27 protein-coding genes and 1 tRNA gene are annotated in these 26,737 nt (G+C 71.3%); 19 read left to right on the top strand and 9 right to left on the bottom strand.

Annotated elements, in window-relative coordinates; translation table 11 throughout:
* Nucleotides 1–30 precede the first annotated feature (30 nt).
* The 3 genes from IBX62_00570 to IBX62_00560 all read right to left on the bottom strand — a co-directional run bounded on the left by IBX62_00570 (nucleotide 31) and on the right by IBX62_00560 (nucleotide 4,673).
* Nucleotides 31–2,730, bottom strand: coding sequence for a hypothetical protein (locus IBX62_00570; GenBank protein ID MBE0475585.1), 2,700 nt, complete (start codon nucleotides 2,728–2,730; stop codon nucleotides 31–33).
* Between the two features lie 249 nt (nucleotides 2,731–2,979).
* Nucleotides 2,980–4,344: a PFL family protein gene (locus tag IBX62_00565; protein ID MBE0475584.1), complete on the bottom strand. Its 1,365-nt coding sequence runs from the start codon at nucleotides 4,342–4,344 to the stop codon at nucleotides 2,980–2,982.
* Between the two features lie 29 nt (nucleotides 4,345–4,373).
* Nucleotides 4,374–4,673, bottom strand: a complete 300-nt coding sequence (locus tag IBX62_00560) for an ACT domain-containing protein (GenBank protein ID MBE0475583.1) — start codon at nucleotides 4,671–4,673, stop codon at nucleotides 4,374–4,376.
* 116 nt (nucleotides 4,674–4,789) lie between these two features.
* Between IBX62_00560 and IBX62_00555 the strand changes: the two genes are divergently transcribed.
* On the top strand, nucleotides 4,790–4,990 hold the full coding sequence (locus IBX62_00555) for a DUF951 domain-containing protein (GenBank protein MBE0475582.1): 201 nt from the start codon (nucleotides 4,790–4,792) through the stop codon (nucleotides 4,988–4,990).
* Between the two features lie 81 nt (nucleotides 4,991–5,071).
* On the opposite strand, the gene IBX62_00550 is transcribed toward IBX62_00555, so the two are convergent.
* Together IBX62_00550 and IBX62_00545 are read right to left on the bottom strand one after the other, a co-directional pair.
* On the bottom strand, nucleotides 5,072–6,001 hold the full coding sequence (locus tag IBX62_00550) for a hypothetical protein (GenBank protein MBE0475581.1): 930 nt from the start codon (nucleotides 5,999–6,001) through the stop codon (nucleotides 5,072–5,074).
* The gene (locus IBX62_00545; GenBank protein MBE0475580.1) at nucleotides 5,998–7,194 is read right to left on the bottom strand and encodes a CapA family protein; all 1,197 of its coding nucleotides are present in this window, start codon (nucleotides 7,192–7,194) and stop codon (nucleotides 5,998–6,000) included. The genes IBX62_00550 and IBX62_00545 overlap by 4 nt, the downstream gene beginning before the upstream one ends.
* A 164-nt stretch (nucleotides 7,195–7,358) precedes the next feature.
* Between IBX62_00545 and IBX62_00540 the strand changes: the two genes are divergently transcribed.
* The 10 genes from IBX62_00540 to IBX62_00495 are packed head-to-tail and all read left to right on the top strand — an operon-like array spanning nucleotide 7,359 to nucleotide 16,483.
* A complete protein-coding gene (locus IBX62_00540; GenBank protein ID MBE0475579.1) occupies nucleotides 7,359–7,664 on the top strand; it encodes a hypothetical protein in 306 nt (101 codons plus the stop codon).
* A gap of 4 nt (nucleotides 7,665–7,668) precedes the next feature.
* On the top strand, nucleotides 7,669–9,840 hold the full coding sequence (locus IBX62_00535) for a hypothetical protein (protein MBE0475578.1): 2,172 nt from the start codon (nucleotides 7,669–7,671) through the stop codon (nucleotides 9,838–9,840).
* 26 nt (nucleotides 9,841–9,866) lie between these two features.
* Entirely contained in the window at nucleotides 9,867–10,346 is a 480-nt protein-coding gene (locus IBX62_00530) for a V-type ATP synthase subunit K (GenBank protein ID MBE0475577.1), read from the top strand.
* Between the two features lie 3 nt (nucleotides 10,347–10,349).
* Nucleotides 10,350–10,937: a hypothetical protein gene (locus IBX62_00525; protein ID MBE0475576.1), complete on the top strand. Its 588-nt coding sequence runs from the start codon at nucleotides 10,350–10,352 to the stop codon at nucleotides 10,935–10,937.
* Nucleotides 10,938–10,942: 5 nt separating this feature from the next.
* Entirely contained in the window at nucleotides 10,943–11,941 is a 999-nt protein-coding gene (locus IBX62_00520) for a V-type ATPase subunit (protein ID MBE0475575.1), read from the top strand.
* A gap of 15 nt (nucleotides 11,942–11,956) precedes the next feature.
* Complete coding sequence (locus IBX62_00515) at nucleotides 11,957–12,268, top strand: V-type ATP synthase subunit F (protein ID MBE0475574.1); 312 nt, start codon at nucleotides 11,957–11,959, stop codon at nucleotides 12,266–12,268.
* Entirely contained in the window at nucleotides 12,268–14,130 is a 1,863-nt protein-coding gene (locus IBX62_00510; protein ID MBE0475573.1) for a V-type ATP synthase subunit A, read from the top strand. Before IBX62_00515 ends, IBX62_00510 begins: the two co-directional genes overlap by 1 nt.
* A complete protein-coding gene (locus IBX62_00505) occupies nucleotides 14,131–15,627 on the top strand; it encodes a V-type ATP synthase subunit B (protein ID MBE0475572.1) in 1,497 nt (498 codons plus the stop codon).
* Nucleotides 15,628–15,630: 3 nt separating this feature from the next.
* Entirely contained in the window at nucleotides 15,631–15,822 is a 192-nt protein-coding gene (locus IBX62_00500) for a hypothetical protein (protein MBE0475571.1), read from the top strand.
* 28 nt (nucleotides 15,823–15,850) lie between these two features.
* Nucleotides 15,851–16,483, top strand: coding sequence for a V-type ATP synthase subunit D (locus IBX62_00495; GenBank protein MBE0475570.1), 633 nt, complete (start codon nucleotides 15,851–15,853; stop codon nucleotides 16,481–16,483).
* A 461-nt stretch (nucleotides 16,484–16,944) separates the two neighbouring features.
* On the opposite strand, the gene IBX62_00490 is transcribed toward IBX62_00495, so the two are convergent.
* The 4 genes from IBX62_00490 to IBX62_00475 all read right to left on the bottom strand — a co-directional run bounded on the left by IBX62_00490 (nucleotide 16,945) and on the right by IBX62_00475 (nucleotide 22,267).
* Nucleotides 16,945–18,291 (bottom strand): TldD/PmbA family protein, encoded by a 1,347-nt coding sequence (locus tag IBX62_00490; protein MBE0475569.1) that lies wholly within the window; start codon nucleotides 18,289–18,291, stop codon nucleotides 16,945–16,947.
* Nucleotides 18,288–19,730: a TldD/PmbA family protein gene (locus IBX62_00485; GenBank protein MBE0475568.1), complete on the bottom strand. Its 1,443-nt coding sequence runs from the start codon at nucleotides 19,728–19,730 to the stop codon at nucleotides 18,288–18,290. Before IBX62_00485 ends, IBX62_00490 begins: the two co-directional genes overlap by 4 nt.
* Nucleotides 19,727–21,082: a C40 family peptidase gene (locus IBX62_00480; GenBank protein ID MBE0475567.1), complete on the bottom strand. Its 1,356-nt coding sequence runs from the start codon at nucleotides 21,080–21,082 to the stop codon at nucleotides 19,727–19,729. The genes IBX62_00485 and IBX62_00480 overlap by 4 nt, the downstream gene beginning before the upstream one ends.
* Nucleotides 21,083–21,235: 153 nt before the next feature.
* A complete protein-coding gene (locus tag IBX62_00475) occupies nucleotides 21,236–22,267 on the bottom strand; it encodes a site-specific integrase (protein ID MBE0475566.1) in 1,032 nt (343 codons plus the stop codon).
* Between the two features lie 135 nt (nucleotides 22,268–22,402).
* Here IBX62_00475 and IBX62_00470 point away from each other — a divergent pair, with 135 nt between their 5' ends.
* The 8 genes from IBX62_00470 to IBX62_00435 all read left to right on the top strand — a co-directional run.
* On the top strand, nucleotides 22,403–23,011 hold the full coding sequence (locus IBX62_00470) for a type II toxin-antitoxin system HicB family antitoxin (GenBank protein MBE0475565.1): 609 nt from the start codon (nucleotides 22,403–22,405) through the stop codon (nucleotides 23,009–23,011).
* On the top strand, nucleotides 23,008–23,436 hold the full coding sequence (locus tag IBX62_00465; GenBank protein MBE0475564.1) for a DUF86 domain-containing protein: 429 nt from the start codon (nucleotides 23,008–23,010) through the stop codon (nucleotides 23,434–23,436). Before IBX62_00470 ends, IBX62_00465 begins: the two co-directional genes overlap by 4 nt.
* A 68-nt stretch (nucleotides 23,437–23,504) precedes the next feature.
* Complete coding sequence (locus tag IBX62_00460; GenBank protein ID MBE0475563.1) at nucleotides 23,505–23,747, top strand: antitoxin; 243 nt, start codon at nucleotides 23,505–23,507, stop codon at nucleotides 23,745–23,747.
* On the top strand, nucleotides 23,744–24,166 hold the full coding sequence (locus IBX62_00455; GenBank protein ID MBE0475562.1) for a PIN domain-containing protein: 423 nt from the start codon (nucleotides 23,744–23,746) through the stop codon (nucleotides 24,164–24,166). Before IBX62_00460 ends, IBX62_00455 begins: the two co-directional genes overlap by 4 nt.
* Before the next feature lie 34 nt (nucleotides 24,167–24,200).
* Nucleotides 24,201–24,752 carry a nucleotidyltransferase domain-containing protein gene (locus tag IBX62_00450; GenBank protein ID MBE0475561.1) on the top strand — a complete coding sequence of 184 codons (552 nt, stop codon included), beginning with the start codon at nucleotides 24,201–24,203 and terminating at the stop codon, nucleotides 24,750–24,752.
* Between the two features lie 176 nt (nucleotides 24,753–24,928).
* On the top strand, nucleotides 24,929–25,165 hold the full coding sequence (locus IBX62_00445) for a DUF433 domain-containing protein (protein MBE0475560.1): 237 nt from the start codon (nucleotides 24,929–24,931) through the stop codon (nucleotides 25,163–25,165).
* A 185-nt stretch (nucleotides 25,166–25,350) separates the two neighbouring features.
* A tRNA-Met gene (locus IBX62_00440) sits at nucleotides 25,351–25,427 on the top strand.
* Between the two features lie 218 nt (nucleotides 25,428–25,645).
* On the top strand, nucleotides 25,646–26,737 hold a 1,092-nt coding region (locus IBX62_00435), incomplete at its 3' end, for a hypothetical protein (protein MBE0475559.1).

Raw genomic sequence — 26,737 nt, 5'->3', positions numbered from 1 at the left:
CGAAGGCGGCGAGCGTTGATCTCCGGCGGCTCACTGAGCCACCACCGTGTAGGTGAGGACGGCGCCGAGAGGACCCGGCTCCGCCTCCCAGGGGATGTCGAGGGAGATCGAGTCGACGTAGAAGTGCAGGCCCGAGGACTGGTCCACCTGGGAGAGCAGCCCCGAGGACAGCCCCATGAGCGCCGCATCCCCCCCGACCGCCTTGTAGAGGTCGAACCGGGTGTTCGCCTCGACGGCGACGTTGACCGGAGCCAACACGTGCGTGCTGCCGGGCTCCACGGTGCCCGCGTCGAGCGCGGATTCGCTGATCGTGAGCGTCAGGCGGTAGGCCGAGGCGAGGAACGTCGTCCCCCGCGTGTCGATGACCGTTCCGTCGGCCGCCCGCCACTCCGCCGTCACGTGGTAGGTGCCGGGGTAGGGGAGGTTCGCCGCCGGGACCGTCCAGGTCGCCGGCTCCGACCAGCTCCCGCCGGCCGGGACGGACACGCCGCTGCCGAGGCGCGTCCTCTCGCCGCCGGTCCCGGCGTACGTGGCGATCTCTCCGGCCTCGTCCACGTACAGGTCGCCGTTGGAGCACACGCCGTCGGAGTCGACGTCGTGCCACACCAGGTACGTCAGGGTGGAGTCGGCGATGACGACCGCTCCGTGGTTGCGCAGCACGACATCGGCGGAGACGTCGGAGGCGGCGGAGGGCACGTCGGGAGCCGACACCGACTCGATGTGCGCCCTGTAGCCGGCGTAGAAGGTGCGGCGTGCGAGCTCAGCACCCTTGTTCGTGACCAGGACGCACGTCCACGCGCCGGGAGGGCCGGCGGCAGGGATCGTGTAGGAGGAGGCCGCCTGGCCCCCCGTGTCGACTGGGACGTCGGGGCTGGCGTGCACGACGGCGCCGGAGGTGTCAAGCCAGCGGAAGCGTACCGTCGACCCCGGTGCCAGCCCCGAGGCCCGAACGTGGACGGCGTCGCCGAGGACGAAGTGCTCCGTCGGTTCGGCGTAGGAGCCGTCCGCGAAGAACACGAGGGTCGAGACGGTCGTGACGTCGGTGGCGACGGCCGTGAGCGCGCCCCAGCCGGCCCTGAGGGTCGTGGTCGAGACCGCCCCCGAGGCCGCACCGGCGGGCACCGAGACCCTTACCCTGACCGGAGAGGAGCCTCCGAACGGCGGGAGTGCGACCGAGGCCAGCGGCGTGACGCCGTCGGCTTCGAGCACCTGCACCGGCCACCCGGAGGAGTCCGTGGCGTCAAGGGTGACCGTGCGCGTCTCGGACGAGCTGTTGGTCACCGTGTGGAGGTACGTCACGGCTGTGCCGGCCCCGGCGGTCCCCGTGTTGTCCGGCACCACGGAAAGCTCTGGCCGGACGAGCGTCGTGTCCCTGCCGGTGCCTCCGACGCCGGGGTCGTCGAGGGCCACGGCGCGCAGCGACGTGACATCGGCGGTGCCCAGCGCGGCGCCGGCGGGCACGTGGACGCGCACGCGCACGGCGCGCGAGCCTCCGGGCGGCAGTACCGCTTCGCTCAGCGGGGTCACGCCGTCGGCCGCGAAGACCTCGGCGGTCCACCCCCGGTCGGAGGCGGCGGTGAGCGCGAGGGTGAGCGTCCGGTCGCCGTGGTTGGCCAGCGTGTTGCGGAAGACCGACACGGAGCCGGGAGCGACGGAGTTGGTGAGATCGGGGATCACGATGACCTCGCCGCAGACGGCGTGGTCCGTCGCGCTCGCCGTGACGTGGCTCGCCGAGGAGCTCGTGCAGGTGACGGTCAGCGTGTCCCTCGTGCCGTCCGCGGTCCCCGCCGGGATCGTCACGCGCACGCGGATCCCGGCCGAGCCGCCGGCGGGGATCGCGAGAGAGGCGATCGGGGAGCCGGCCTCGTCCGTCAGCTGCAGCGGCCACCCTCGCGCCGAGACGGCGGAGAGGTCGTACGTGTCGTCGACGTTGCCGTGGTTGGTGACCGTGTGTGCGAACTCGACGTCGTTGCCTGCCGCGCCGCCCCTGGTCGTCCCCGCCGACACGGCCACCTGCCGCCGTATCAGCGAGGCGACCGCCGTGTTGTCCTGGATCGACGCGGGCAGGTTGGTGTTGAGGGAGCACGCGAACTTGAGCTGGACGGGAGAGCCCGCCGGCAAGCCGAGCGCCGCCCATGGGATCGCCGCCTCGTGCCTGATGCCGTCGCCGTTCGCAGAGGCGTTCAGGCCGGGGTCCGGGACCGGGGCGCCGAGACGTCCGGGCATGGCCTGTCCGTCGCCGACGAGCGGGTCGCCGCCCGGCGCCGCCGGCGCGTAACCGAACACGCCGCTGCCGCCGGGCTGGAACGCGGACCCGTTGTAGTTGAGGTCCACCACGCGGTCGACGTCGCTCATCGTCCCGCTGTTGTCGACGTCGACGTAGATGATGTAGTGCACGGAGTTGTTGCCGCTGGCGGTGCGGCGCAGGTAGACGTACAGGTTCTCGGCGTCCCAGGTGTAGGCGGCCAGGCACAGGTCGCGGTTCGCCGAGCCGGGGTTGTCGGGGTCGGCGGCGCCGATGGGGTCGGAGGTCACGTTGGGCGCGCTGGACAGGACGCCGGCCCAGTCGGTCATGTCCCCGTCGATGGCGATGGTCGTGGAGACCAGACCGACGCCTGCGGCCGCCGAAGGCAGCGCCGCGGCCAGCACCAGCGCCGCGGCGGCACGCAGCCGGCGTGCCCGACTCCGTGCCGGGCGCGGCGACGTCCTGTGTGAGTGTCGAGGTCGCATCTGTCCTCGCGGAGGTGTCCGGCGCGCACCCCGCCGCCGGACGGCCCCTCCTCCGTGGGTCCTGGGGATCGGGCCCTTCGCCCGCCAGGTGAATGCATCGGGACGTGTGACGCCCGCTACAGCGCGAGCAGTCCGAACGGCGGGATTCCTGGATAGACGGGCGGAAGTATGCGCTGAACGGCATGTAGGCGCGCAGGAAACCCACAGGAGGGTGGCGGGCCGGCCGCCGGATCGCCTATCCGGGGAGGCTCAGTTGCCCAGGCTCCTCAGCGGAGCCGGCAGCCGGCCGCCGCGACGCACGAAGGCCGCGCCCGACCACGCGCTCACGGACATCACCGGCGCCGCCCCGAGCAGCCCGCCGAAGTCGACGCGGTCCCCCGCGGACTTGCCGGCGGCAGGGATGAGGCGCGCGGCAGTGGTCTTGCCGTTCACCATGCCGATCGCGCAGGCGTCGGCGATGATCCCGGCGATAGTCTCGGCGCTCGTGTCGCCCGGCAGGGCGATCATGTCGAGCCCGACCGAGCACACGGCCGTCATGGCCTCGAGCTTCTCGAGCGTCAGGGCTCCCTCGGCCACCGCCCGCACCATCCCGGCGTCCTCGGAGACGGGGATGAAGGCGCCGGAGAGGCCTCCGGTCGAGCTCGTGCCCATCGCGCCGCCCTTCTTGACGGCGTCGTTGAGCAGAGCGAGGGCGGCGGTGGTCCCCGGGGCGCCGCAGCGCTGCAGTCCCATCGCCTCGAGTATCCCGGCCACGCTGTCGCCGGCCGCCGGCGTGGGCGCCAGCGAGAGGTCCACGATGCCCATCGCGACCCCCAGGCGGCGAGCGGTCTCGCGCGCGATCAGCTCGCCCGCGCGGGTGATCTTGAACGACGTCGCCTTGACCGCCTCGGCGACCTCCGTGAGGTCGGCCTCCTCGGACAGCGAAGAGACGACGGCGCGAACCACGCCCGGGCCGGAGATGCCGACGTTGACGACGGCGTCGGGCTCGCCGGGACCGAGCGTCGCCCCGGCCATGAACGGGTTGTCCTCGACCATGTTGCAGAACACGACCAGCTTGCCGCAGCCGATGCTGTCCCGCTCGGCGGTCAGGCGCGCGGTCTCCTTGACCACCTCGGCCATACGGAGCACCGCGTCCATGTTGATTCCCGCGCGCGTGGATGCGACGTTCACCGAGGAGCACACGCGCTCCGTGGCCGCCAGCGCCTCCGGGACGGAGTCGATGACGCGGCGGTCGCCCGCGCCGATGCCCTTGTGCACGAGCGCCGAGAACCCCCCGATGAAGTCCACCCCGACCTCGGCCGCCGCCCGGTCCATCGCCTCGGCGATCGGCACCGCATCCTCCCCCTCGCACGCGGCAGCGAGCTGGGCGGCGGGCGTGACCGAGACGCGCTTGTTGACGACCGGGATCCCGTACTCGCGCTCCACGGCCTCCACGACCGGCACGAGCCGTTCGGCTCGTCGGCAGACCGTCTCGTACACCCTGCGCGAGACGTCTTCGACGTCGCGTCCCGCGCAGGCGTCCAGTGCGACGCCCAGCGTGACCGTGCGGATGTCGAGGTTCTGCTGCGTGACCATCAGCAGCGTCTCGACGATCTCCTCGGGGCTCAGCTCCAAGCGGGCTCCTCGGGCGGGGGGAGGACGGCTCAGCCGATCCGGTGCATGTAGCGGAACACGTCCTCGCGCTGCAGCGTCACCTGCACGCCGATCCGCTCTCCCGCCTCGGCGAGGCGGGCCTGGACGGTCTCGAAGGGCGTGACGTCCTCGTCGACGGTGACTAGCATCGTCATGGAGAAGGTGCCCGACAGGATCGTCTGGCGGATGTCCTCGATGTTCGTCCCCGTCTCGGCCAGCACGCTCGAGATGCCGGCGACGATGCCGACTCGGTCCTCTCCCAGCACGGAGAGGATCGCTCGGGTCTTCACGGGCTCTCCCTTCACCGGCATGCACGTCCCGCGGCGCCTCGGGGCGGGCTCACAGGATATACTCTAGCCGTCCCGAGCAGCAACGGACGGCTCGCCGGTCCCGGTTCCCGCGGCCCGCCGAAGGAGGCTTCGTGCCGATCCCCATCGTCCCCATCCGCCTCGGCGACGTGGTGAGGCTCAAGAAGCCCCACCCCTGCGGGGCGAACGAGTGGCGCGTCGAGAAGCTCGGCATGGACATCGGCCTGGAGTGTCTGGGCTGCGGGCGGCGCGTGAAGCTGATGCGCTACGACTTCGACCGGAGGTTCCGCGGCTTCCTTCGGCGGCCGGCCGACGAGTAGCGTCAGCGCCCCGAGAGGCGCTCACGCCCGCCGTCGCCGCACTCGTCGCCTTGCGGGACCTTCCCCGCTCTCGCGCCAGTGCTACGACCCCCCGATGGGACGCAGCTCGCCGGGCGCTCCGACGCGGTTGAGCTGCATGTGGACGTGGTCCCCGCCGTCGCCCGTGTACGCCGCGAGCTGGTGGTCCAAGCGGTCGGACAGCCTGCGCACCTCGGCGATACCGGTCGCGCCGGCCTCCACGCGGTCCCCGGGGCGCACCTTCACGGCGTCGACGTGGATGAGCACGACGTCGACCTCCGGCCAGCCGTCCGGCGAGATGTGGATCTCGTAGTCGGGATGGCGGCCGTAGAGCTCGTAGCGGGTGACGGCGGCGACCGTCCCGCTGACCGGCGCGTAGACGACGGTGCCGGGCGCCGCTCCCGCGTCGCAGGCGGTGTCCGGCGCTCCTCGGCGGTTGCTGCGCCACAGGCGAAGGACCCGTCCGTCGAGCACGGCCGGGACGCCCTCGGGGGCCTCGACGCGGGCGACCGCGGGCTTGAGCTGCACGTCGCCTCGCGCGGCGGCAGCCATGTCCGCGTCGGGCACGAGCGATCCCATACGCAGGCTGTCGCCGCCGGAGGCCTGGTGGAAGGCGATGGCGGTGGCCTCCTCGGGCCGCAGCGGCAGGTGGATCTGCAGGGAGCGGTAGGTGGCGAAGACCGGGGTGGGATCGGGGAGCACCTCGAGGCGGTACGAGGCGCCCTCTCCCGTCCCTCCGCCGGACCGGGCCGCGCCGCGCGCGGAGAGGGACCACGCGAGCAAGGAGGCCGCCGCGACGAGCAGGGCCGCGGTCAGCAGCGCAGCGAGGGGGTGGCGTCGTCGGCGTCCCCAGCGCGCCCGCGGCGGCCCGAGGAGGATGCCGGTGTCCCTGACCGCCCCCAGCCGAGGCGCCTGCGGCCCCGGGGGCCGCTCCGCGCGCGGAGGCGCGAACGAGACCGTGTCGCGCTCGGCGTCGAACGGTCTTCGGCTCATCGCAGCACCGCCGTGTCGCCGGTCAGGACGACCTTGCCCCCCAGCGGCGCGGAGATGTCGCGAAGCCTCTGGAGGATGACGCGCGCCTCGGGGCCGGTCACCACATCGGGGCGGCCGTTGCCGTCGAGGTAGACCGGCGTGAAGCTCACGTCTCCCACGCCGTCCGGCCCGAGCTCGGCGTCGAGGATGAACGCCTCGCCGGTCTTGCGCGAGTAGTGGTCGAAGACGAAGTCGCCGGTCGAGTAGGCGATGAGCGCCCCCCGGTACCGCTGCACGCCCTGGATCACGTGCGGGTGGTGCGCCAGCACCATGTCGGCTCCCGCGTCCACGGCCGCCTTGGCGTCGCGGACCTGGTCGCCGTTGGCGTGGTCGGCGTACTCCACGCCCCAATGGAACGAGACGAGCACGTAGTCGTGCTCCTCCTTGGCGGCCCGGATCGCCTCGAGCACGGCGGGCATGTTCTCGCGGCCCTGCGCAATGCCGGCCTTCCCGGAGGTGGCGATGAAGCCCGCGGGCAGGATGTGCGAGAACGACAGGAAGGCCACCGACGCGCCGTGCCGCTCGGCGATCGCCGGCCGCCAGGCGGCCTCGCGGTCCCCGCCGGCGCCCGCGTGACCGATGGCCGCGGCGTCCAGCGCGGCGACCGTCTCGGCCAGCGCCTCCGGGCCGTAGTCGAGCGCGTGGTTGTTCGCCAGCGACAGGAAGTCGAAGCCGGCCAGCCGTAGCCCCTCGATGCCGCGCGGGTCTCCTCGGAAGGTCACGTCCTTGTCGGCCTTCCTGGTGCCACCGGAGGCAAGGGGCGACTCCAGGTTCCCGACGGCGATGTCGGCTCGCGCGAGCAGGGGCGCGACGCGCGCAAGCGGCGCCTCACCGCCGGAGGCCGCGATGAGGGCGGCGACCTTGCGGTCGAAGATCATGTCGCCGACCGCCGCCACGGTCAGCGTCGCCTGGCGCGACTCGACGGGCTCGGGCTCGGGCTCGGCCGCGTGAGCCGGGATGGCCGCCGTCGAGGGCTCGGAGGCGGGGGGCGATGCCGCGCCCGCGCCCCGCGATCCCCGGGCCAGCGGCAGCGGTACGCCGGAGACCAGCGCGACCGCCGCGGCGACGACGGCGACCAGCAGCAGCACGGCGCCGGCGCCGCGCAGCGCGCGGCCGCTCCGACGCCTCGCCCTGCCGTACGTGCGGAGGGGCACCGGCCGCCTGAGGGGTGAGGGGCTCACGCGCACGATTATACGGCCGCTCGCGCCGTAACGCAGACCGCTCACCGAGGCTGGCGACACGCTCCCAGGCACCCCCGAGGTACTCCGGGAGGCCAGTGCTACAATCGCGGGAACGCGCCGGGCCGGAGTGAGGGGCTATGGAGAAGCTCGACCAGATCCTGCGGGCCGAGGAAGAGGCTCGCCGCGCCATGGACGCCGCCAGGGAGCGTGCGCGCACGATCGCGCGCGAAGCGGCCGAGGAGGCCGAGGCGGCCATGGCGGCCGCCGAACGGGAGGCCGCCGACCGGTCCGCCGCGATCCGCGACCGCGCGCTGGAGAGCGCACGCGTCGAGAGCGCCGAGGTGGAACGGGACGCCGAGTCGCGCCTTTCCGAACAGCTCCGCCGTGCCGAGGAGCGGTTGCCCTCCGCCGTCGCGGCGGTCGTCCGGGAGGTCGCGGGGTAGCGTCATGGCCGTCGCGAGGATGCTGAGGATCACCGTGTTCGGGTACCGGCCGGACCTCGACGAGGTGGTCGGCAGGCTCCAGAACGCCGGCGCGGTGGAGGTCACCGAGGAGCGCTTCGAGCAGGCGCCGCCGCGGCTGGAGGAAGCCGACCTCGAGCGGCTGCGCGGGCTCGACGAGCAGATCGCCTCCGCGCAGTTCGTCCGGGACTTCCTCGGGCGGTACCACCGGATGACCGGCCGGTTCTCGACGTTCGTGTCCGAGAAGGTGCACATCGCCCGCGACGAGTACCTCGCGCTGGCCGCCGACGAGCCCTTCTGGGCACTGTACCGGGAGGCCGAGCAGCTCGCCGACGCCGTCGCGACCATCGAACGCGAGCGCGAGCGCCTGAGCGACGTGGTCCACGACCTCCATCCATGGCGCGACTTCCACCTCCAGATCTCCATGTGGCGCGGCACCGAGAACGTGGCGCTGTTCACCGGCACGGTGCCCCCGTCGCGCTCGGAAGACATCCGGCAGGCGCTGCGCGGGGCCGTCGACGAGGTGACCGTGGCCGAGCTCGGCGTGGTCGCCGAGCGGCAGGCCTGGGTCGTGATGGCCCACCGCGACGTCGTGTCCGAGGTGAAGGCGGTGCTGGCGACCACGGAGTTCGAGGAGGTCTCCTTCCCGGGCTTGAGCGACTATCCCGCCGAGGAGATCAGCCGCGCCGAGGAGCGCCTGGGACGCCTGGACCAGGAGGAGGCCGAGGCCGTGGCGCGCGCCCGGGACCTCTCCGCGCGCCACTACCACCGCTCCGTCGCCCTGGTGCAGTCGCTGCTGTCGCGGCGCGACGCGGTCGGTCTTCGGGAGTCGTTCGGCTCGACCGAGCGCGCGTTCGTGCTCAAAGGCTGGGTCGTCGAGGCCGAGCGCGACGCGCTGCTGCGGGAGCTGGAGCCGGTGGCTTCCAGGGTGGACGTGTCCTTCGAGAGACCCGACCCCTCCGAGGAGCCGCCGGTGACGCTGGCCAACCCGCGCCTCATCCGGCCCTTCGAGGTGCTCACCGACCTCTACGGCCGGCCGCGCTACGGCGAGCTCGACCCGACGCCGCTGCTGGCGGGGTTCTTCTTCCTGTTCTTCGGCATGGCGCTGAGCGACGCCGGTTACGGGGTGGTGCTCTTCGCCGTGGCCTGGCTGATCAAGCACAGGCTCGACGTGGCCGACGGCGTGAAGCGCTTCATGGACCTGCTCATGATGGGCAGCGTCGCCACGTTCATCGTCGGTGTCGCCACGGGCTCGTACTTCTCGATCGCCTCGACGGCGCTGCCCGGACCGCTGGCCTACGACGCCCTCATAGAGCTGCCCATCGACATCCTGCCGCTCCTGGTCTTCTCCGTGGCCATCGGCGTCGTGCACGTGCTGGTGGGGGTGCTCACGCGCGCGTACCGTCACTTCCGCGAGGGGGAGTGGGCCGACGCCGTGCTCGACGAGCTCTCCACCGTGTTCGTGATCGGCGTGGCGCTCTACGCGCTGGCCATCGTCATCGGCCTCGTGCCGGCGGCGGCCGCGGCGCCGGTGTCCACGGTGCTGCTGGCCGGCTTCGGGGCGACCGTGTTCGCCAAGGGGCGCGTCTTCGCCGCCCCGCTGAAGCCGCAAGGGGCGGCTCTGTGGGACCGGGCGCTGGGCTGGGCGTTCGTCGCGCTGCTGGCGGCCTGGATACTCGCGGCGGCCTTCGCGCTGCCGGTCCGCCTCGGGTGGCCCCTGCTCGCCGTCACGGTGCTCGGCCTGGCGGTCTCGCGCGCGGCGAGGGCCGCCGTCGTCGGCACGCTCACGGGGCTGTACGGGGTCTACGGGCTGGTCGGCTTCGCGTCGGACTTCCTGTCGTACTCCCGCCTGGCCGCCCTAGGGCTGGCGAGCTTCCTGGTGGGGGATGTGATGAACCGCCTCGCGGGGCTGGTCTCCGGCTCCCTGCCGGTCCTCGGCATCCTGCTCGCGGTGCTGATCATCGTGGTGGGCCACGCGTTCAACCTCACCATCAACCTGCTCGGCGCGTTCGTGCACCCCACGCGCCTGCAGTACGTCGAGTTCTTCAGTAAGTTCTACGAAGGCGGCGGGCGCAACTTCACACCGTTCTCGCTGCGCAGGAAGTCTTTGGTGCTGCACCCGTCACAGGGTCGGCCGGAAGGAGGAACCGGGTCGTGAACGACGTGATACTGGGCTTATCCGGGATGGGGGGGCTCGAGTGGGCCTACTTCGGCGCCGCACTGGCGGCGATCGGAGGAGGCATCGGCTCGGCCATCGGCATCACGACCATCTCCAACACGGCCGCCGGGATCATCTCCGAGGAACCCGAGAAGTTCGGCAAGGTCCTCCCGCTGATCGCGATGCCGGGCACGCAGGGCATCTACGGGCTGATCACCGCGCTGCTCGTGCTCATCTTCTTCGGGTTCTTCGAGGGCCCGCCGGACCTGAGCGTCGCCGAGGGGCTGCGCATCTTCTTCTCGTGCCTGCCGGTCGCGTTCATCTGCCTGTTCAGCGGCATCTACCAGGGTGCCGCAGCCGTCGGCGCGGCGGGCATGGTGGCCAGGCGCGAGGAGGACGCCGGCAAGGCGCTCATCCTGCCCGCGCTGGTCGAGACGTACGCGGTGTTCTCGCTCATCGTGACGATCCTCCTGCTCCTGCTCGCCTCCCAGGCCGCCGGAGCGTGAGAGGTGGCGCTGGCGGACATACTCGAACGGATCCACTCGGACGCCCGCAGGGAGGCGGCGGCGATGGTGCAGTCCGCCCGGCACGCCGCCGAGGAGCGGGTCCGTGAGGCCGAGGCGAGGGCGGCGGCCGAGAAGGAGGCCGCGGTGTCGCGCGCGAGGGCGGAGGCCGACGCCGAGGCGCGCACGATGCTGGCCGGGGCCAGGCTGCGCGCGCGGGACCGGGCGGTGGCCGAGCGCAGGCGGGTGGTCGAGCACGCGCTGTCCGAGGCCGTCCGCGAACTGGACGCCCTGCCCGACGACGCCTATGTCGCGCTGCTCGCGGCCGGCGTGGCGAGAGGTGCTCGCGGCGGGGAGCGCGTGCTGATCGCACCCGCCGACGCCGCGCGGCTCGACGGCAGGCTCGCGGAGGCCGTGCGGGCCGCGGGAGGGCCCGAGGTGACCGTCGCGCGGGAGCCCGCGCCCGTGGAGCGGGGCGTGATGCTGGAGGGGTCGCGCATGCGCGTCGAGGTGTCGCCCGCGGCGATGGTGCGGGCAAGGTCCGAGGAGCTGACGGCCAAGGCGGCCGAGGTGCTCTTCGGCGAGGAGGGATAGCCGGGATGTTCGCGCGCGCGATAGGCGACCCGCTGCGCTACGGCTACGCCGTCGGGCGCGTGCGCGTGCTCGAGGCCCGCCTGCTCGGGCGGAGCACCTACGAGAGGCTGGCGGACGCCCCTGCGTTCGAGGACCAGAAGCGCATCCTCTCCGAGACCGTCTACGGCGGCCTGCTGGAGCGGGCCCACACCTCGGTGGACGTCGAGCTGGCGCTGGACCGCGCCCTGGAGGAGCTGTACGTGGACCTCCTGGAGCGCTCGAACCTGCCCGAGCCCTTCGTGTCCCTGCTGCGCGTGCAGCACGACTACGACAACCTGAAGGCCAAGCTGCGCGCCGAGGCGCTCGGCATCCCCATCGACGAGATGCTCGAGCCGCTCGGGCGGGTCCCGGCGGAGGCGTTCGGCCCGACCGGTCGCCTCACCGGACGGCTGGCCGAGACCGAGGCGGCGGCGCGCGCCTCGGCGGCCGGCCCGGACGGGCAGCTGATGCCCGAGATCGCCGACCGCGTCGTGGACGCCGCGATGCTGACCGACATGCGGCTGAACGCCGAGGAGTCGGGCAGCGCGTTCCTGCGCGACCTGGTGCGGCTGCTGATCGACTCGGGGAACGTGAGGGTCTTCGTCCGCGGGCGGGCCCGCGAGCTCACCGCGGCCGCGGTGTGGCCGATGCTCCCCGAGGGCGGCTCTCTCGAGCGCCGCGACCTGGCGGCGCTCTACCGGCTGCCGCTGCCCGAGGCCGTCGAGCGGCTCGCGCGTGCCGGGGAGCTCAGGCGGGCCTCGGTCGAGAAGCTCGTCGACCCGGAGCGCACCGACGTCGCGCTCGACACCGAGCTCGCGCGCTTCCTGCACCGCGCCCACCGCATCGCGGTCGGGCCGGAGCCGGTGCTGGCGTACGTGATGTCGATGCGATCGCAGAACCAGGCCGTCCGCACCCTGCTGCTGGGGAAGCTCGCCGGCGTGAGCGTGGACGTGCTTCGCGGACGCATGAGGGAAACGGTCGTGTAGGCGATGAGGATCGCGGTGCTGGGAGACAGGACGAGCGTAGCGGGGTTCAGGCCGCTGGGCATCGCCGTGTTCCCGGCCGAGACGGCCGAGGAGGCGCGGGAGGCCTGGCCGCGCCTGGTCGCGGGCGAGTACGGCGTCGTGCTGGTGACCGAGCCGGCATACGAGGCGGTGGCCGATCTGGCGGCCGAGGTGGTGGACAGGCCCGTCCCGGCGGTGACGGTGATCCCCGGCGCGGGCAGAGCGGCCGGGGTGGGGCAGGCCAAGCTGGACGATGCGATAGTGCGGGCGCTCGGGACGACGGCGTTCGTCAAGGAAGAGGAAGACTGATGGAGCAAGGCAAGGTGGTCAAGGTCGCGGGGCCCCTGGTCATCGCCGAGGGGCTGGCCGGCTCGAAGATGTACGACCTCGTGCGCGTGGGCGACGAGGGCCTCATGGGCGAGATCATCGAGATGCGCGGGGAGCGCAGCTCGATACAGGTCTACGAGGAGACCGAGGGCCTGCGCCCCGGCGACCCCGTCGTCTCCACCGGCGCGCCGCTCTCGGTCGAGCTCGGGCCGGGCATGCTCGGCGGCGTCTACGACGGCGTGCAGCGCCCGCTGGACGCTCTGGAGGCCCGCTCGGGCTCCTTCCTCGAGCGCGGCGTTCATGCGCCGGGTCTGGATCGCGAGGCGCAGTGGCTCTTCGCCCCCGCCGCCGAGGTGGGCGAGCGCCTGCGCGGCGGCGACGTCATAGGGGTGGTGCAGGAGAACGAGGTCATCAGCCACCGCGTCATGGTGCCCCCGGGGCTCTCCGGCGTGCTGGAGTCGATCCGGGGCGGCACGCACACGGTCACCGACACGGTGGCGGTCCTGAACACCGGCGACGGCCGCACCGAGGAGCTCACGATGATGCAGCGCTGGCCGGTGCGCATCCCGCGCCCGTACGGGCGCAAGGTCTCGGCGGACCGCCCGCTGGTGACCGGCACCCGCGTGATCGACACGTTCTTCCCGTGCGTGCAGGGCGGCGCGGCGTGCATCCCCGGGCCCTTCGGTGCCGGCAAGACCGTCACCCAGCACCAGATCGCCAAGTGGTCCAACGCCGAGATCGTGGTCTTCATCGGCTGCGGTGAGCGCGGCAACGAGATGACCGACGTGCTCATGGAGTTCCCCGAGCTCGTCGACCCGTACTCCGGCCAGCCGCTCATGAGGCGCACCGTGCTCGTCGCCAACACGTCGAACATGCCCGTGGCCGCTCGCGAGGCCAGCGTGTACACCGGCGTCACCATGGCCGAGTACTTCCGCGACATGGGCTACAACGTCGTGCTGCAGGCCGACTCCACGTCGCGCTGGGCCGAGGCGATGCGCGAGATCTCCGGGCGCCTCGAGGAGATGCCCGGCGAGGAGGGCTTCCCGGCCTACCTCGGCACCCGGCTGGCGGCCTTCTACGAGCGGGCCGGGCGCGTGGTGTGCCTCGGCGGCCCGGTGCCGGGTCACGAGCGCCACGAGGCCGAGGACGGCGAGCGCGTCTACGACGCCTCGCCCGCCGACGGCCACGAGCGCCTCGGCTCCGTCACCGTCATCGGGTCGGTCTCGCCGCCCGGCGGCGACCTGTCCGAGCCGGTCGTGCAGAACACGCTGCGGGTCGTGAAGACCTTCTGGGCGCTGGAGGACCGCCTGGCGTACGAGCGGCACTTCCCAGCGATCAACTGGCTCGTCTCCTACTCCCTGTATCTGGACAAGGTCTCGGCATACTGGTCGCAGCAGGTCTCGCCGGCCTACCGCCGGCGGCGCGACGAGTGCATGGCGATCCTGCAGCGCGAGAGCGAGCTGGTGGAGATCGCCCGGCTCGTGGGCGTCGAGGCGTTGTCCGCGGAGGAGCAGATCATCATGGAGGTCGCCAAGTCGATCCGCGAGGACTTCCTGCAGCAGAACGCCTTCCGCGACGACGACCAGTTCACGTCGCTGGCCAAGCAGGACAGGCTGCTGGAGCTCATCCTGCGCTTCCACGTCAAGGCGATCGAGGCGCAGGCGGGCGGCGCCGCGCTGGCGGAGATCTTCGCGGCTCCGGTGCGCGAGCGCATCGCGCGCTTCAAGTACGCCGAGGAGGACGAGGCCGAGCGGCTCTTCGCCGAGATCTCCTCCGACATCGACACGCAGGTCGTGGGCCCCGGGACCGAAGAGGCCTACGCGATGGCCGGGGGGGAGGCGTAGATGGAACGCGAGTACATGACCACCCGGGACATCGTCGGCCCGCTGCTGCTGGTGGAGGACGTGTCCGGCGTCGCCTACGGCGAGCTCGTGGAGCTCGAGTTCCCCGACGGCACGCAGAGCCTCGGTAACGTGCTGGAGGTCACCGAGGACGTCGCGCTCGTGCAGGCCTTCGCCGGCACGCGCGGCTCGAACCCGTCGCAGACCAAGGTGCGCTTCCTGGGCCGCGGGCTCACCCTCGGGGTGAGCCGCGACATGCTCGGCCGCGTCTTCGACGGCCTGGGCCGCCCGCGCGACGGCGGGCCCGAGATCATCGCCGAGGACCGGCGCTCCATCTACGGCAGCCCCATCAACCCGACCGCGCGCGACTTCCCCGACGACTTCATCCAGACCGGCGTCAGCTCCATCGACGGGCTCAACCCGCTGGTGCGCGGGCAGAAGCTGCCGATCTTCTCGGGTTCCGGCCTGCCGCACAACCAGCTCGCCGCCCAGATCGCGCGGCAGTCCGGCGTGCTGGAGCGCAGCGACGACGCGCAGCGCGCGGGGAGCAAGGTCCCCGGCGCCTTCGCCGTGGTGTTCGCGGCGATGGGCATCACCTTCGAGGACGCCGACTTCTTCATCAGCGAGTTCCGCAACACCGAGGCGATCGAGCGCGCCGTGCTCTTCCTCAACCTCGCCGACGATCCGGCCGTGGAGCGCATCGCCACGCCGCGCATGGCGCTGACCACCGCCGAGTACCTCGCCTACGAGCTCGACATGCACGTGCTGGTCATCCTGACCGACATGAGCTACTACGCCGAGGCGCTGCGCGAGGTCTCCGCCGCGCGCAAGGAGGTCCCCGGGCGCCGCGGCTTCCCCGGCTACATGTACACCGACCTGGCGACCATCTACGAGCGCGCCGGGCGCGTGAAGGGCCGCGCCGGCTCCATCACGCAGATACCGATCCTCACCATGCCCGAGGACGACAAGACCCACCCGATCCCCGACCTGACCGGCTACATCACCGAGGGCCAGATCATCCTGGACCGCAGCCTGCACCGCCGCGGCGTCTACCCGCCGGTGGCGGTCCTGCCGTCGCTCTCGCGCCTCAAGCAGAAGGGCATCGGCCCCGGCAAGACCCGCGAGGATCACGCCGACCTGTCCAACCAGCTCTTCGGCGCGTACGCGCGCGGCATCCAGGCCAAGGAGCTGGCGGTCATCCTCGGTGAGGCGGCGCTCTCCGATACCGACAAGGCGTTCTCGAGCTTCGCCGACGCGTTCGAGGAGCGCTTCATCGCCCAGGGCGAGCACGAGGACCGCGACGTTGCCGAGACCCTGCGGATAGGCTGGGAGCTCGCCGCGATGCTGCCGGTGACCGAGCTCAAGCGCATCAAGGACGAGTACGTCGAGCGCTACCTGCCGACCAAGCACGGCGCCGAGGGGCTCGAGTACCCCTCGCAACTCGTCGGCCCGGCCACCGGCACGCTGGCCGAGGGCACGATATCGACCGAGGGGGCGTAGTGCGTGAGCCCGGTGGCTTGGCTGGCCGTCGCGGCGCTGCTGCTGGTGCTGGCCGTGCTGCAGCTCATCGGGCAGCGTGCGTTGCGGCGCCTGGGCTTGCGTCCGAACAGGACGGTGACCGCGATCCGCGTGCTCAACTACCTCGCGGTCCTCGGCATCCTGGCCTACGCGCTGTGGCGGGTGACCCGGCCGTGAGCCGCTGTCCGAGAAGGGGGAGGCGCTGATGCCGGCGCTGCGCGTCAACCCCAACCGCATGGAGCTGCTCAAGCTGCGCCGGCGCACCGCCGTGGCGCAGCGCGGCCACAAGCTGCTCAAGGACAAGCTCGACGAGCTGATGAAGGAGTTCCTCGAGCGCGTCGGGGAGACGAGCAGGCTGCGCCGCGACGTCGAACGCGAGCTGAACGCGGCGTACGGCTGGATCGCGGTCGCGCGGGGCGAGACCGGCCGGGCGCTGCTGGCCCAGGCGCTGTCCTCCGGCGAGCCCGCCGACGTGCTGACCGTGACCGAGCGCAGCCTGATGAGCGTGCGCATCCCGGTCTTCACGCTGGCGCCGCTGCGCGTGCCGGGCGGCTATTCGCTGCTGAGCACGCCCGCCGTGCTCGACGTGGCGCTGGACCGCCTCGCGGCCGTCGCGCCCAGGCTGGTCGAGCTGGCCGAGCGCGAGAAGGCCATCGAGCTGCTCGCCGGGGAGATCGAGCGCACCCGCCGCCGCGTCAACGCGCTCGAGCACGTGCTCATCCCCCAGCTGCAGGAGACCATCCGCTCCATCCAGATGAAGCTGGAGGAGGCGGAGCGCGGAAACCTGACGCGGCTGATGAAGGTCAAGGAGATCATCGCGGCGCAGGAGAAGCGGTAGCGTCCGTCGGGCCGGCGGCGGGGACACTGCGCTCACGGTCCCCGCCGGGGTGGGCCGGCGGCGGGGACGCTGCGCTCACGGTCCTCGCCGGGGCCCCCTGGCGGCTTCGCCGCCCTCCCCGGCTGCGGAGTGTTCGCTTCGGTCCCCGCCGCCGGCCTCCCGTGCACGCCGCCTCCGCGGTCCCCGCCGCGCGTCCGCGCCCGTCCGATGTGACCGGTGTCACACCGCGCGATGTCGCTAAAGTGCCAGGTCACAGTGCCCGATAACGAGATTGTCAGGACAAAGGTGCCTGATGGACGCGGTTCCCATCCGGTGGCGCCCCTCCACTCGGGAACCGCGTCCCACCCCAAGGCCTCGGCGGAAGCGCCGGGGCCTTGGAGCGTCTCGGGCGTGCGGCGGCGAGGAGCGCGGTGACGGCGGGAGCGCGGCCGGCGGCGCAGGCGGCGGGACGTGCCGGAGGGCTAGCTGGTCTGGCCGGTGAACTCGAACCCGTCCAGCAGCAGCGCCGGCACGAGTGCCGACTCGCCGGCCTCCCCCACGTGCTGGCGTACGTCGCCGATGCCGGCGACCTCGCCGAGCGCCTCGATCACGCCCTGCGTGAACCGCAGGTTCTTCAACGGGCGCGTCAGGGCGCCGCCCTCGATGAGGAAGGTCCCGTCGCGGGTCATGCCGGTCAGCAGGACCTTGACCGGGTCCTCGACGTTGACGTAGTGGAAGCGCGTGACGTAGACGCCGCGGTCGACCGAGGCCAGCAAGGCGTCCTCGGTGGTCTCGCCGGGCGCCATCTCGAGGTTGAGGGGGTAGGGGCCGAACGCGTTCGGAGCCGGCAGCGCGTGCCCGGTGTTCTTCCGGCCCGTGCGGGCGGCCCAGTACGAGTCCGTCACCGGTGCGACGGCCACGCCGCGCTCCACCAGGGGCGTGCGGCGCTTCGGCACGCCCTCGAAGTCGAAGGTCGCGCCGAGTGCCTCGGGCGCGAGCGCGTCGTCGGCGATCGTCACGGTCTCCGACATCACGCGCTCGCCGAGCCGGCCGGTCATGAACGAGCTGCCCTCCTCGACGGACTTCGCCGAGAAGCCGGTGTAGGCGAGGAACTGCAGGATCGTCGAGACCGCCTCGGGAGCGAGCAGGACCGTGTAGCGGCCGGGGGCGAGGTCGCCGGGCTCCTCGGAGCGCGAGGCGAGGTCGGCCGCCTGGGCGCCGAGGGCCTCGGGCGCGAGGCCGGCGGCATCGCTGCCGGTGAACGACGCCCAGCCCGACCCGCCGGCGGTCCCCATGGAGAGCACGGTCGCTCGCACGTCGGTCAGCGGCGCCGAGGTGGAGACGCCCAGCGAATTGGCGACCGCGACCACGCGCACCTCGCGCTGCACCGTCCCGGCAGCGGTCAGCCCGCGTTCGGCGGACTGCGCGACGATGCCGGCCACCGCACGCGCCCGCTCCTCGGGGCCGAACCCCTCGGTGGCCGCCGAGAAGCGCTCGACGCGCTCGATCGGCTCCGGACCCGGGAGCCCGGGGAAGCCTTCGTCCTCCGGCGCGAGCCGCGCGAAGGCCACCGCGCGCTCGCAGGCCTCGCGCAACCCGTCCTCGTCGACGCGGTTCGTGGCCGCCACGCCCTGCCTCTTGCCGAGCACGGCGCGCACCGAGACCTGGACGTCGCGCTCCTCGACGTTCTGGTGGATGCGGTTGCCCGCGAAGCGCGTGTACGCCGAGGAAGAGGCCAGCACGATCGCCTCGGCCTGCTCCGCCCGCGTCGCCCGCACCGTCGAGGCGGCCAGCTCCGCGATCCGTGCCTCGTCGAAGCGCTCGCTCATCTGCCCACCCCCACCTGCACGTCGCGGAAGCGGGCGGGCGCGGCGCCATGCGCCACGTGGGCGACCTGCATCGGCTCGCCCTTGCCGCAGTTCGCGAGCCCCCACACGCGCCAGTGCTCCCGCGAGCACACCGCGTCGCAGGCGTTCCAGAACCTCGGCGTGATGCCGGTGTAGTTGGGCTTCTTCACCATCCGCGTGAGCCTGCCGCTCTCGACCAGCCAGCCGATCTCGCAGGCGAACTGGAAGTTCAGGCGCTTGTCGTCGATGGACCACGAGTTGTTGGTCTCGACGTAGAGGCCGTCTTGTGTGTCGGCGATGAGATCCGGCAGGCTCCACTGGCCCGGCTCGAGGCTCACCGTCGTCATCCGGACGAGCGGGATGCGGTTCCAGCCGTCGGCGCGCATGCAGCCGTTGCTCGCCCGCCCGATGGCCGGCGCGCTCTCGCGGCTCGAGAGGAAGCCCGCGAACAGCCCCCGGTCCACGATGTGGTCGCGCTGCGCCGGCACACCCTCGTCGTCGTAGGCGAAGGAGCCCAGCGAGCCGGGCACGGTGGCGTCGGCGGTGACGGTGACGTGCTCGGAGCCGTAGCGAAGGGAGCCGAGGTCCTCCGTGCTCAGGAAGGACGTGCCCGCGAAGGCGGCCTCGTCGCCCAGCACGCGGTCCAGCTCGCTAGGGTGCCCGATCGACTCGTGCACCTGCAGCCCCAGCTGGCTGCCGTCGACGATGAGCGTGGTGACGCCGCTCGGGCACTCCTCGGCGGACAGCAGCGCCGCGGCCTCCTCGGCCACCCGAGGAGCGTTGCCGACGAGGTCCAGCCCGCGCACGAACTCGTAGCCGGCCTGCGCCCAGCCGCCCCCGTGCGAGTTCGGGTAGCTGCGCGGCAGCACCTCGCCCTCGGCCACCGCGTAGGCCACGATGCCGCCGCCGCTGTGCGTGGTGCGCTGCTCGATGAAGCTGCCCAGCGTGGAGGCGAAGTGCTTGTGCACCCGCTGGAAGTCCATGTGGGCGCGCGAGACCTTGACCGCCTCCTGCCCGCGCAGCGCCTCGTCGGCCGCGAGCAGCACCGCGAGCTTGTCCTCCAGGCTCACCGCGAACGGGTCGACCTCGCAGGCCGACTCCCAGGCGTCCTCGTACGCCTCGACCGGCGCGAGCGCGACGCGCCTGCCGCCCACGCCGGCGGAGGCCTTGGCGATGGCGACCGCCGCGCGCGCCACGCGCACGGCCTCGGCCTCGGTCATCTCCGCCGAGGAGGAGAAGCCCCAGGCCCCGTCGGCGATGACGCGCACGCCGAAGCCGACCGAGGCGGCGGATCCGATCGCGTCGACGCGTCCCGAACGGACCGAGACGTTCTCCTGCTCGGTCTGCACGACCCTCACGTCGGCATAGGCGGCCCCGGCGGCGGTGGCCGCGTCCAGGCACTCGGTCAGGAATCGCCTCACGGCGTCAGCTGCACGCCGGTGGTGTGGTTGGCGTTGGCGGGGATCTGTGAGATGCCGATCGGCGCGCCGAGGCGGGGCTGCCACGCGTAGCGGCGCGCTCCCGCGTAGTCGAGGCGCTCGGCCAGCCGGCTCACCTTGACGAAGTCGCCGGTCCTCGGCGCGTGCAGGAAGTAGCCGCCGCCGATGTAGAGGCCGACGTGGTGGATCGGGTTGCCGAAGAAGACCACGTCGTTGGCGTGCAGGTCGGTGGGCAGGACCGGCGTGCCCAGCGCGAACTGGCTGCCCGAGTAGTGCGGCAGCGTGACGCCGTGCTGGCGGAAGACGTAAAGGATCAGGCCCGAGCAGTCGAAGCCGGCAGGCGTCTCGCCTCCCCACAGGTACGGGACGCCGTGGTAGGCCAGCGCGGTCTCCACGGGGCTGCCCGGCGAGACGTCCACGCCCATCTTCTCGGCGCTGGCGAGGATCTGCTGCAGCAGCGCGATGTCGGCGAGCTGACGGCGGGCGGCCTCGGCATCCAGCAGCTCGAGCAGGTCGGCCTGGGCGCCGGCGAGCATCTCCTGGCGTTCCTGGATGCGCATCATGATCTCGAGCTGGCGGGCCTTAAGATCGAACTCGAGCGCCTGGGCCAGCGTCTCGGCGTCCTTGAGGTCGCGCGTGTATGCCTCGATCTGATCCTTCTGGGCTTGCAGCATCGCCGCGACCTCGGCGTCCTTGACGCCGATCTGGTTGAGGAAGCGCAACCGCGCGAAGAAGTCGCCGACGGACTTGGAGGCCAGCAGCACCTCGATGGCCGCGAAGCCGGTGCCGCCCCCGCGGTAGATCGTCTTGGCGCGGGCCTCGAGCAGCTCGTTCTGGATGTCGAAGGCCTGCTTGGCCTTCTCGAGGTCCTCCTCGCTCAGCTCCAGGCGCTTCTCGGTGGCGCGCAGCCGGTCGACGGCCTCGTTGTAGGCCTCGGCGGCCAGCGCCAGCTCGCGGTCGAGCTCGTCGAGCTGCGCCATGAACTCGTCCAGGCGCGCCTGGCGCCTGGCCAACTCCTCGCGGAACTCCCTGGTCTGCTCGTCCTCGGGCACCGGCAGTGCCGAGGGGTCCTCGGGAGCCCTGCGGGTGCCGCTGTCCGGCGCCGGGGTGCTCGGCGAGGGCGAAGGCGGCGGCGTGCTCGGGGAGGGAGCGGGGGTGGAGCCGCCGCCGGGCGGCTGGGGCGCGGGCTTGGGCGCCGGAGGCTCCGGCGTGGTCGTGGCGGTGACCGAGGCGGTGGGCTCGGCGAAGGCCGGGATCGTGCCGAGGGTCAGCGACACCAGCAGGGCGATCGAGACCGTCCTGGTCGCGCTACCCCTGAGGAACCCGGTTCGCATAGATCCCTTCCAGTCGCGCCGCGTCCGTCGTCACCGGCCAACGCCGGCGGTGCAATGAACAATCATACCAGGTACTGCCTGTACCTTCCAACCGCACGTCCCTCTCACCAGGCGTTCTCGTGCGGCGCGCCCTCAGCTGTCGGCGCCGTCATCCTACCTTCCACTTGTGGGCAACTTGTGTCTTTCCCAAGTTCGGCTTCCGGAGGCGGCGCGAAGCGCATCCGCTCGCGCTCTCGAGAACCGCTCGGCGGCCTCGGCGAGACCGTCTCCGGCGTGCAGGTAGCGCATCGCCGTCTGCATCTGGGTCCAGCCGTGGATCTCCATCACCTCTCGCACCGTCGCTCCGGATCGCAGGTACAGCGTCGCGCTCGTGTGACGCAGGTCGTGGAAGCGCAACCTCGCCGGCAGTCCCGCGCGTGCGACGGCGGGCTTGAAGACGCGGGCGCGGAAGGTGTCGAGGTCCAGCGGCGCCCCGTTGGGCCGCGGGAAGACGAGCGCCGGATCGCTTCGCGGGCAGTGCGCCCCCCAGTCGAGGAGCGTCTCGACGACGTGCGGCGGCAGCGGGACGGTGCGGCCCGCGCCGGTCTTGGTACAGCGCTGCAGCCGGTCGCGGTAGAAGGACTTGTCGATGCGCGCGGTGCGCGCGGACAGGTCGAGGTCGTGCCAGGTGAGCGCTCGCAGCTCGCCGGCCCGCACGCCCACGCCCGCCGCGAAGGCGACCATGGGGCGGTAGAACGGCGGCAGGGCTGCGAGCAGCGCCTCGACCTGCACCGGCGTGAGAACGCACCGCTCGTCCGCGGGCCGGGCGGAGGCCTCGAACCAGGGGGAGGGGTCGGCTGGAAGCGTCCCGATGCGGTGGTGCCAGCGCAGGCAGGCGCGAAGCGGCACGAGGATGTTGGAGACGCGCTTGGCCGTAAGCCCGCCGGTGCCCAGCGCGATCGAGAGCCGCGCGACGGCCATGCCGTCGATCGCGCACAGCGGCACGGCGGCGAACGCGGGCGCGAGATGCCTCCGGTAGGCGCTCTCGTAGTCCGCGCGCGTGGAAGCGCGCAGCGGCCGGGCGCCCGAGGACCGGTAGGCGAGCCACAGCTTCCAGGCCTCGGCGAAGGTGAGGTCGGCGGGCCCGGCGGGCGTGGAGGGCCCGGCGGTTCCGGCGGCAGGCGGGATGTCGGCGGAGTGCGGCACGGGGCCGAGGGTAGCGGGGAGGGCTTACCGGGGTCTGACTCCTCGGGCGGCTGAACGCGAAGAGTGTGCGATGAGAGAATGTTCAGAGCATTGTCGCCGATACACACCGATACACACTCATGCTAGACTCGATGCGTGTACAAGCGCATCAACATCACCCTTCCCGAGGACATCCTCGCTTCTGCCGACGAGTACGCCCGCCGGCACCGATACACGCGCAGCGCCCTGATCGCTGAGGCCCTCACTTCGTTCACCGAGGGGGGGATGGCGCGGGAGGCGGTCGCTCCCTACGCGCCGGTGGCCGAGCCGCGGCGCGGAGCCGAAGGCCGCTTGGATCTCGCGTCCGTCGAGGCGCTGCTGCGCGCGTTCTTCTCCGCGCGCGACGACGTCGAGGCGGCGTGGGTGTTCGGGAGCGTGGGGGAGGGGACGGCGGGACCCGTATCCGACGTCGACGTCGCCGTGCTGCCGGCCGGCGAGCGGGACGCCGAGGCGCGCTGGGCGCTGCGGTCCGACCTGATGAGCCGGCTGCCGGGTGTCCTCGGCGTACAGCGTGTGGATGTGGCGGTGCTGCCCGATGCCGGCGTGCCGCTGACGCACCGCGCGGTGGTGCGGGGGAGCCGCGTGTACGGGGAGCGCAGCCGGGCGGCGGCGGAGGCCGAGATCGCGGCCATGCGCGAGTACTCGGACTTCCGCGAGGTCTCGAGGATGCTCGACCGGCGACTTAGCGAGAGGCTGGGGCTGTGAGGGAGCTCGACAGGGAGGCGCTGCGCGAGCGGCTCGACAGGGTGGTCGTGGAGACGGATGCGATCGCCGCGAGGCTTCCGGCGTCGGCTACTGAGTACGCCTCGCAGGAGGCGGAGAGCCTCCGCTACGAGCTCGAGCACCGCCTGTTCATCGCGCTGCAGGCGATGCTCGACGCGGCCGCGCACGTCGCGGTGACGCAGGGAGCGCGCCCGATCGAGACGTACGGCGACGCGATCGAGGCGCTGGTCCGCCTCGGCATCGTCGAGGAGGAGCTCGGCCGGGCGCTCGTCGCGGCGAGCGGGCTGCGCAACGCGCTGGCGCACGAGTACCTGCGGCTGGACCACACGCGCGTCTATGAAGCGCTTCGGGGAGCGCGGGAGCTGAGGCGCTTCGCGCGCCGGCTCTGGGAGTGGGCGACGCGGTAGCGGGCGGTTTGCCTGAACGCCCGGGTGACGTATAATCGGGTTAGGGTTTGTACGTCAGGAGGCAGGCGATGCACACGAAACTGACGCTACGTCTCGACGACCGCCTCGTCAGCAAGGCGAAGCGCTACTCGGACCGGTCAGGCAAGTCCGTCTCGCAGCTCGTAGCGGACTACTTCGAACTGATCGAGGCGGACGTGGACGTCCCGGGAACCGAGCTGACGCCCCGCGTGCGCGCGATGATCGGATCCCTGAAGGGAGCCACCGTGTCGGAGGAGGACTACCGCCGGCACCTCGAGGAGAAGTACCGGTGAGGGTGGTCTTCGACACGGATGTCGTGCTTGACGTCCTCCTTGACAGGGAGCCGCACGTGGACGTCGCGTCCAAGCTCTTCGCTCTGGTCGACAACGGGCGTATCGAGGGCATGATCTGCGCGACGACGGCGACCACCATCCACCACATCGCCGCCAAGAGCTTCGGGAGTCGGCGGGCGGTGACGCTGGTGCGGGATCTCCTGGGCCTGTTCGATGTCGCCCCGGTCGACCGAGACGTCCTCGACCGCGCACTCGACCTTCGTATGACCGACTACGAGGATGCCGTCCTGCACGAATCAGCCCAAGCCGCCGGCGCAACCGCCGTCGTGACACGCGACGGCCTCGACTTCGCCCAGGCAACGATGCCTGTCCTGGCACCGCTCGAGCTGCTCGCGGCGATAGCTGCGAAGGGCGCGTAGGGAACGCCCCGCGCCGGACGCGTTGAGGGCGATCATGCTGTCGATCCGGCAGGTCGCGGCGCAGGCGCGGATCAGTCATGTCGCCGCCGCGGACGCACTCGACGGGCTCGTGCAGCTCGGCGTGGTCGCGGTCACGGTGACAGGCAGGTCCCGTGTCCACTGGCTGGAGCGGCGGAGCCTCATCGCCCGCGACCTCGTGCTGCCCGCCTTCGCCGCGGAGGATGCCTCGTTCGACCGTCTCGCGGCCGAGCTGAGGGCCGTCATTCCGCCGCAAGTGCGATCCGCCGTGCTGTTCGGCAGCTACGCGCGTGGCGATCAGACGCCCGAGAGCGACATCGACCTGCTGATCGTCGCCGACGACGAGCGGTCTCTGCAGCAGAGCCTTCGCGCGTTCGATGACCGCGCCGCGGAACTGCACGCCGGATTCGGCGCGAGCGTGTCAGTGTCCGGCTATACGATGGACCGAGCGAGATCCCTCCTCGCCGAGGGCGACAACCTGATGACGGGTGTCGTCCGCGACGGTGTGTCGGTGGCGGGGACGCCGCCGGCGGAGTGGGGGTCAATCGATGAAGGTGCGGAGGACTGAACGTCGGGGGAGACGCGTTGAGGGCATCATCACGGGGACGTCGGCTTGAGGGCAGCGGCGCGATAGAGTGCGGGGAGGGTAATGTGACGGAACGCAGACTTCGCCTCGACACCTCTTCTGCGGTTGCGACGCCCCGCCTGGTGGTATCGTTTGAGCGGACCAGGAGGTGAACTGAAGTGTGTGCGCAGGGAATCACATCCGACCCGAACGTGATGATGGGTAAGCCCGTCGTTGACGGCACCCGGGTCACCGTGGAGTCCATTCTTGAGGATATTGGCGCCGGCGAGTCGATCGAGCAGGTTCTCGAGGCTCACCCGCGTCTCACCCGAGAAGGCGTGCTCGCTGCGGTGCGCTTCGGCGCCGAGGCATTGAAGGCGGATGTCACGTACCCGACACCCAAGTCGGTCGCGTGAAGATCTTGGCGGATGAGGGCGTCGAGGCCCAAGTCGTCGGCCGGCTAAGGGCTGAGGGCCATGATGTCGAGTACGTGGCTGAGTTGACCGGGGGTAGAGACCGAGATCGAGCCGGTCAGGGGTATTGCATCGCTGATGAGGCCGTGGTAGATTACTCACCCGCGGCCGGGCCGCGAACAGGATATTGCGGGGTGGAGCAGTCTGGTAGCTCGTCGGGCTCATAACCCGAAGGTCGTCGGTTCGAATCCGGCCCCCGCTACCAAAGAACATGCAGGTCGGAGCCGAGAAGTGGCTCCGGCCTTCTTGTTTGCCCGAAGGCCACGGTCTCTCTGGTCATCCCAGTGAAGGAGTCCCGTCCCCCACGCACATCCCTGTCGACTCTCATCGTGAGGCTCTCAGTCTCCGGGCGACTCTGCCTGCCATCTTGGGGGCGGGTGGTAGCATGGATAGCGTGTGCTACCAGATCTTGGAGGCGGGGGAGTGGACAAGTCGCTTGGCTCGCAGTGGGGGAAGTGGGATCTTCATTTCCACACCCCAGCGTCCTTCGACTATCTGGGCAAGGCCGCGACCAGCAAGGGCATCGTTGATGCTTTGGTGAGTTCTGGCATCGTTGCGGTCGCGATCACAGATCATCACACAATAGATGTCCGGGGCATCAAGGAGATACGCGAAAGAGGCAAGGGCCGGCTGACAGTGTTTCCCGGCCTCGAGCTACGTTGCGAACTCGGCGGCAAGCTGGCCGTTCACTACATCGGCCTGTTTCCCGAGAACGCCGATCTGGACAGTCTCTGGACCAGCCTCCAGGGGAATCTCGAGCTGACGCCTGCTGATCTACAGGGCAAGAAGGACGAAGAGATCTACGTTCCATTCGAAAAAGGTGCGACCCACATACACAAGCTGAGTGGTCTCGTCTTCGTACATGCGGGAACGAAGTCGAACTCGTTCGAGAGCATTCCGAACAATGATGCCTTCAAGCGGGCATTCAAGACAGATGCCCTGCGAAATCAGATTGACCTATTCGAGATCGGCAAGGAGGCGGATGAGGCGGAGTATCAGACCATCGTCTTCCCTTCGGTGAAGAAGACGATTCCTCTCCTCGTCGCTTCCGACAACCACGACGTCGCCGCCTATGACCCTACTGGTCTGTCCTGGATTAAGGCTCTTCCCACTTTCAGAGGCCTCCGACAGTTGCTCAACGAACCAAGAAGCAGAGTCTGCAACGCCGGGAGTCCGCTGATCTTGTCGAGGGTTGATCAGGACAAGACCCGGTACATGAAGGAGATCGAGTTCAGCCGGACGGGCGCGAAGACTACTGACGAACGCTGGTTCGAAGGCGTGCGAGTTCCGTTCAATCCTGGGCTGGTTGCTGTAATCGGCAACAAGGGGAGCGGCAAGAGTGCCCTCACGGACTCACTCGGGCTACTAGGGGATTCGAGGAGTTGCGAGTGTTTCTCGTTTCTCGCCGACCGCACATTCCTTCGCGGAGGCAAGAAGTCGAAGGCGGCAGCGTTCGAGGCAACGGTGACGTGGGTCAGCGGCGACACCGTCAATCGCGGCCTGGCAGAGTCTCCG

This window comes from Coriobacteriia bacterium (assembly GCA_014859305.1).
In the GTDB taxonomy this organism is placed as follows: domain Bacteria; phylum Actinomycetota; class Coriobacteriia; order Anaerosomatales; family Kmv31; genus Kmv31.
This window is presented reverse-complemented; position numbering and strand designations above follow the sequence as displayed.

What these genes read in the sequence shown, in the direction of transcription:
- IBX62_00570 (MBE0475585.1), bottom strand. Translation starts at nt 2,730, where the DNA reads ATGCGACCTCGACACTCACACAGGACGTCGCCGCGCCCGGCACGGAGT.
- IBX62_00560 (MBE0475583.1), bottom strand. Translation starts at nt 4,673, where the DNA reads ATGCCGGTGAAGGGAGAGCCCGTGAAGACCCGAGCGATCCTCTCCGTG.
- IBX62_00550 (MBE0475581.1), bottom strand. Translation starts at nt 6,001, where the DNA reads ATGAGCCGAAGACCGTTCGACGCCGAGCGCGACACGGTCTCGTTCGCG.
- IBX62_00540 (MBE0475579.1), top strand. Translation starts at nt 7,359, where the DNA reads ATGGAGAAGCTCGACCAGATCCTGCGGGCCGAGGAAGAGGCTCGCCGC.
- IBX62_00535 (MBE0475578.1), top strand. Translation starts at nt 7,669, where the DNA reads ATGGCCGTCGCGAGGATGCTGAGGATCACCGTGTTCGGGTACCGGCCG.
- IBX62_00530 (MBE0475577.1), top strand. Translation starts at nt 9,867, where the DNA reads ATGGGGGGGCTCGAGTGGGCCTACTTCGGCGCCGCACTGGCGGCGATC.
- IBX62_00520 (MBE0475575.1), top strand. Translation starts at nt 10,943, where the DNA reads ATGTTCGCGCGCGCGATAGGCGACCCGCTGCGCTACGGCTACGCCGTC.
- IBX62_00510 (MBE0475573.1), top strand. Translation starts at nt 12,268, where the DNA reads ATGGAGCAAGGCAAGGTGGTCAAGGTCGCGGGGCCCCTGGTCATCGCC.
- IBX62_00505 (MBE0475572.1), top strand. Translation starts at nt 14,131, where the DNA reads ATGGAACGCGAGTACATGACCACCCGGGACATCGTCGGCCCGCTGCTG.
- IBX62_00495 (MBE0475570.1), top strand. Translation starts at nt 15,851, where the DNA reads ATGCCGGCGCTGCGCGTCAACCCCAACCGCATGGAGCTGCTCAAGCTG.
- IBX62_00490 (MBE0475569.1), bottom strand. Translation starts at nt 18,291, where the DNA reads ATGAGCGAGCGCTTCGACGAGGCACGGATCGCGGAGCTGGCCGCCTCG.
- IBX62_00480 (MBE0475567.1), bottom strand. Translation starts at nt 21,082, where the DNA reads ATGCGAACCGGGTTCCTCAGGGGTAGCGCGACCAGGACGGTCTCGATC.
- IBX62_00460 (MBE0475563.1), top strand. Translation starts at nt 23,505, where the DNA reads ATGCACACGAAACTGACGCTACGTCTCGACGACCGCCTCGTCAGCAAG.
- IBX62_00450 (MBE0475561.1), top strand. Translation starts at nt 24,201, where the DNA reads ATGCTGTCGATCCGGCAGGTCGCGGCGCAGGCGCGGATCAGTCATGTC.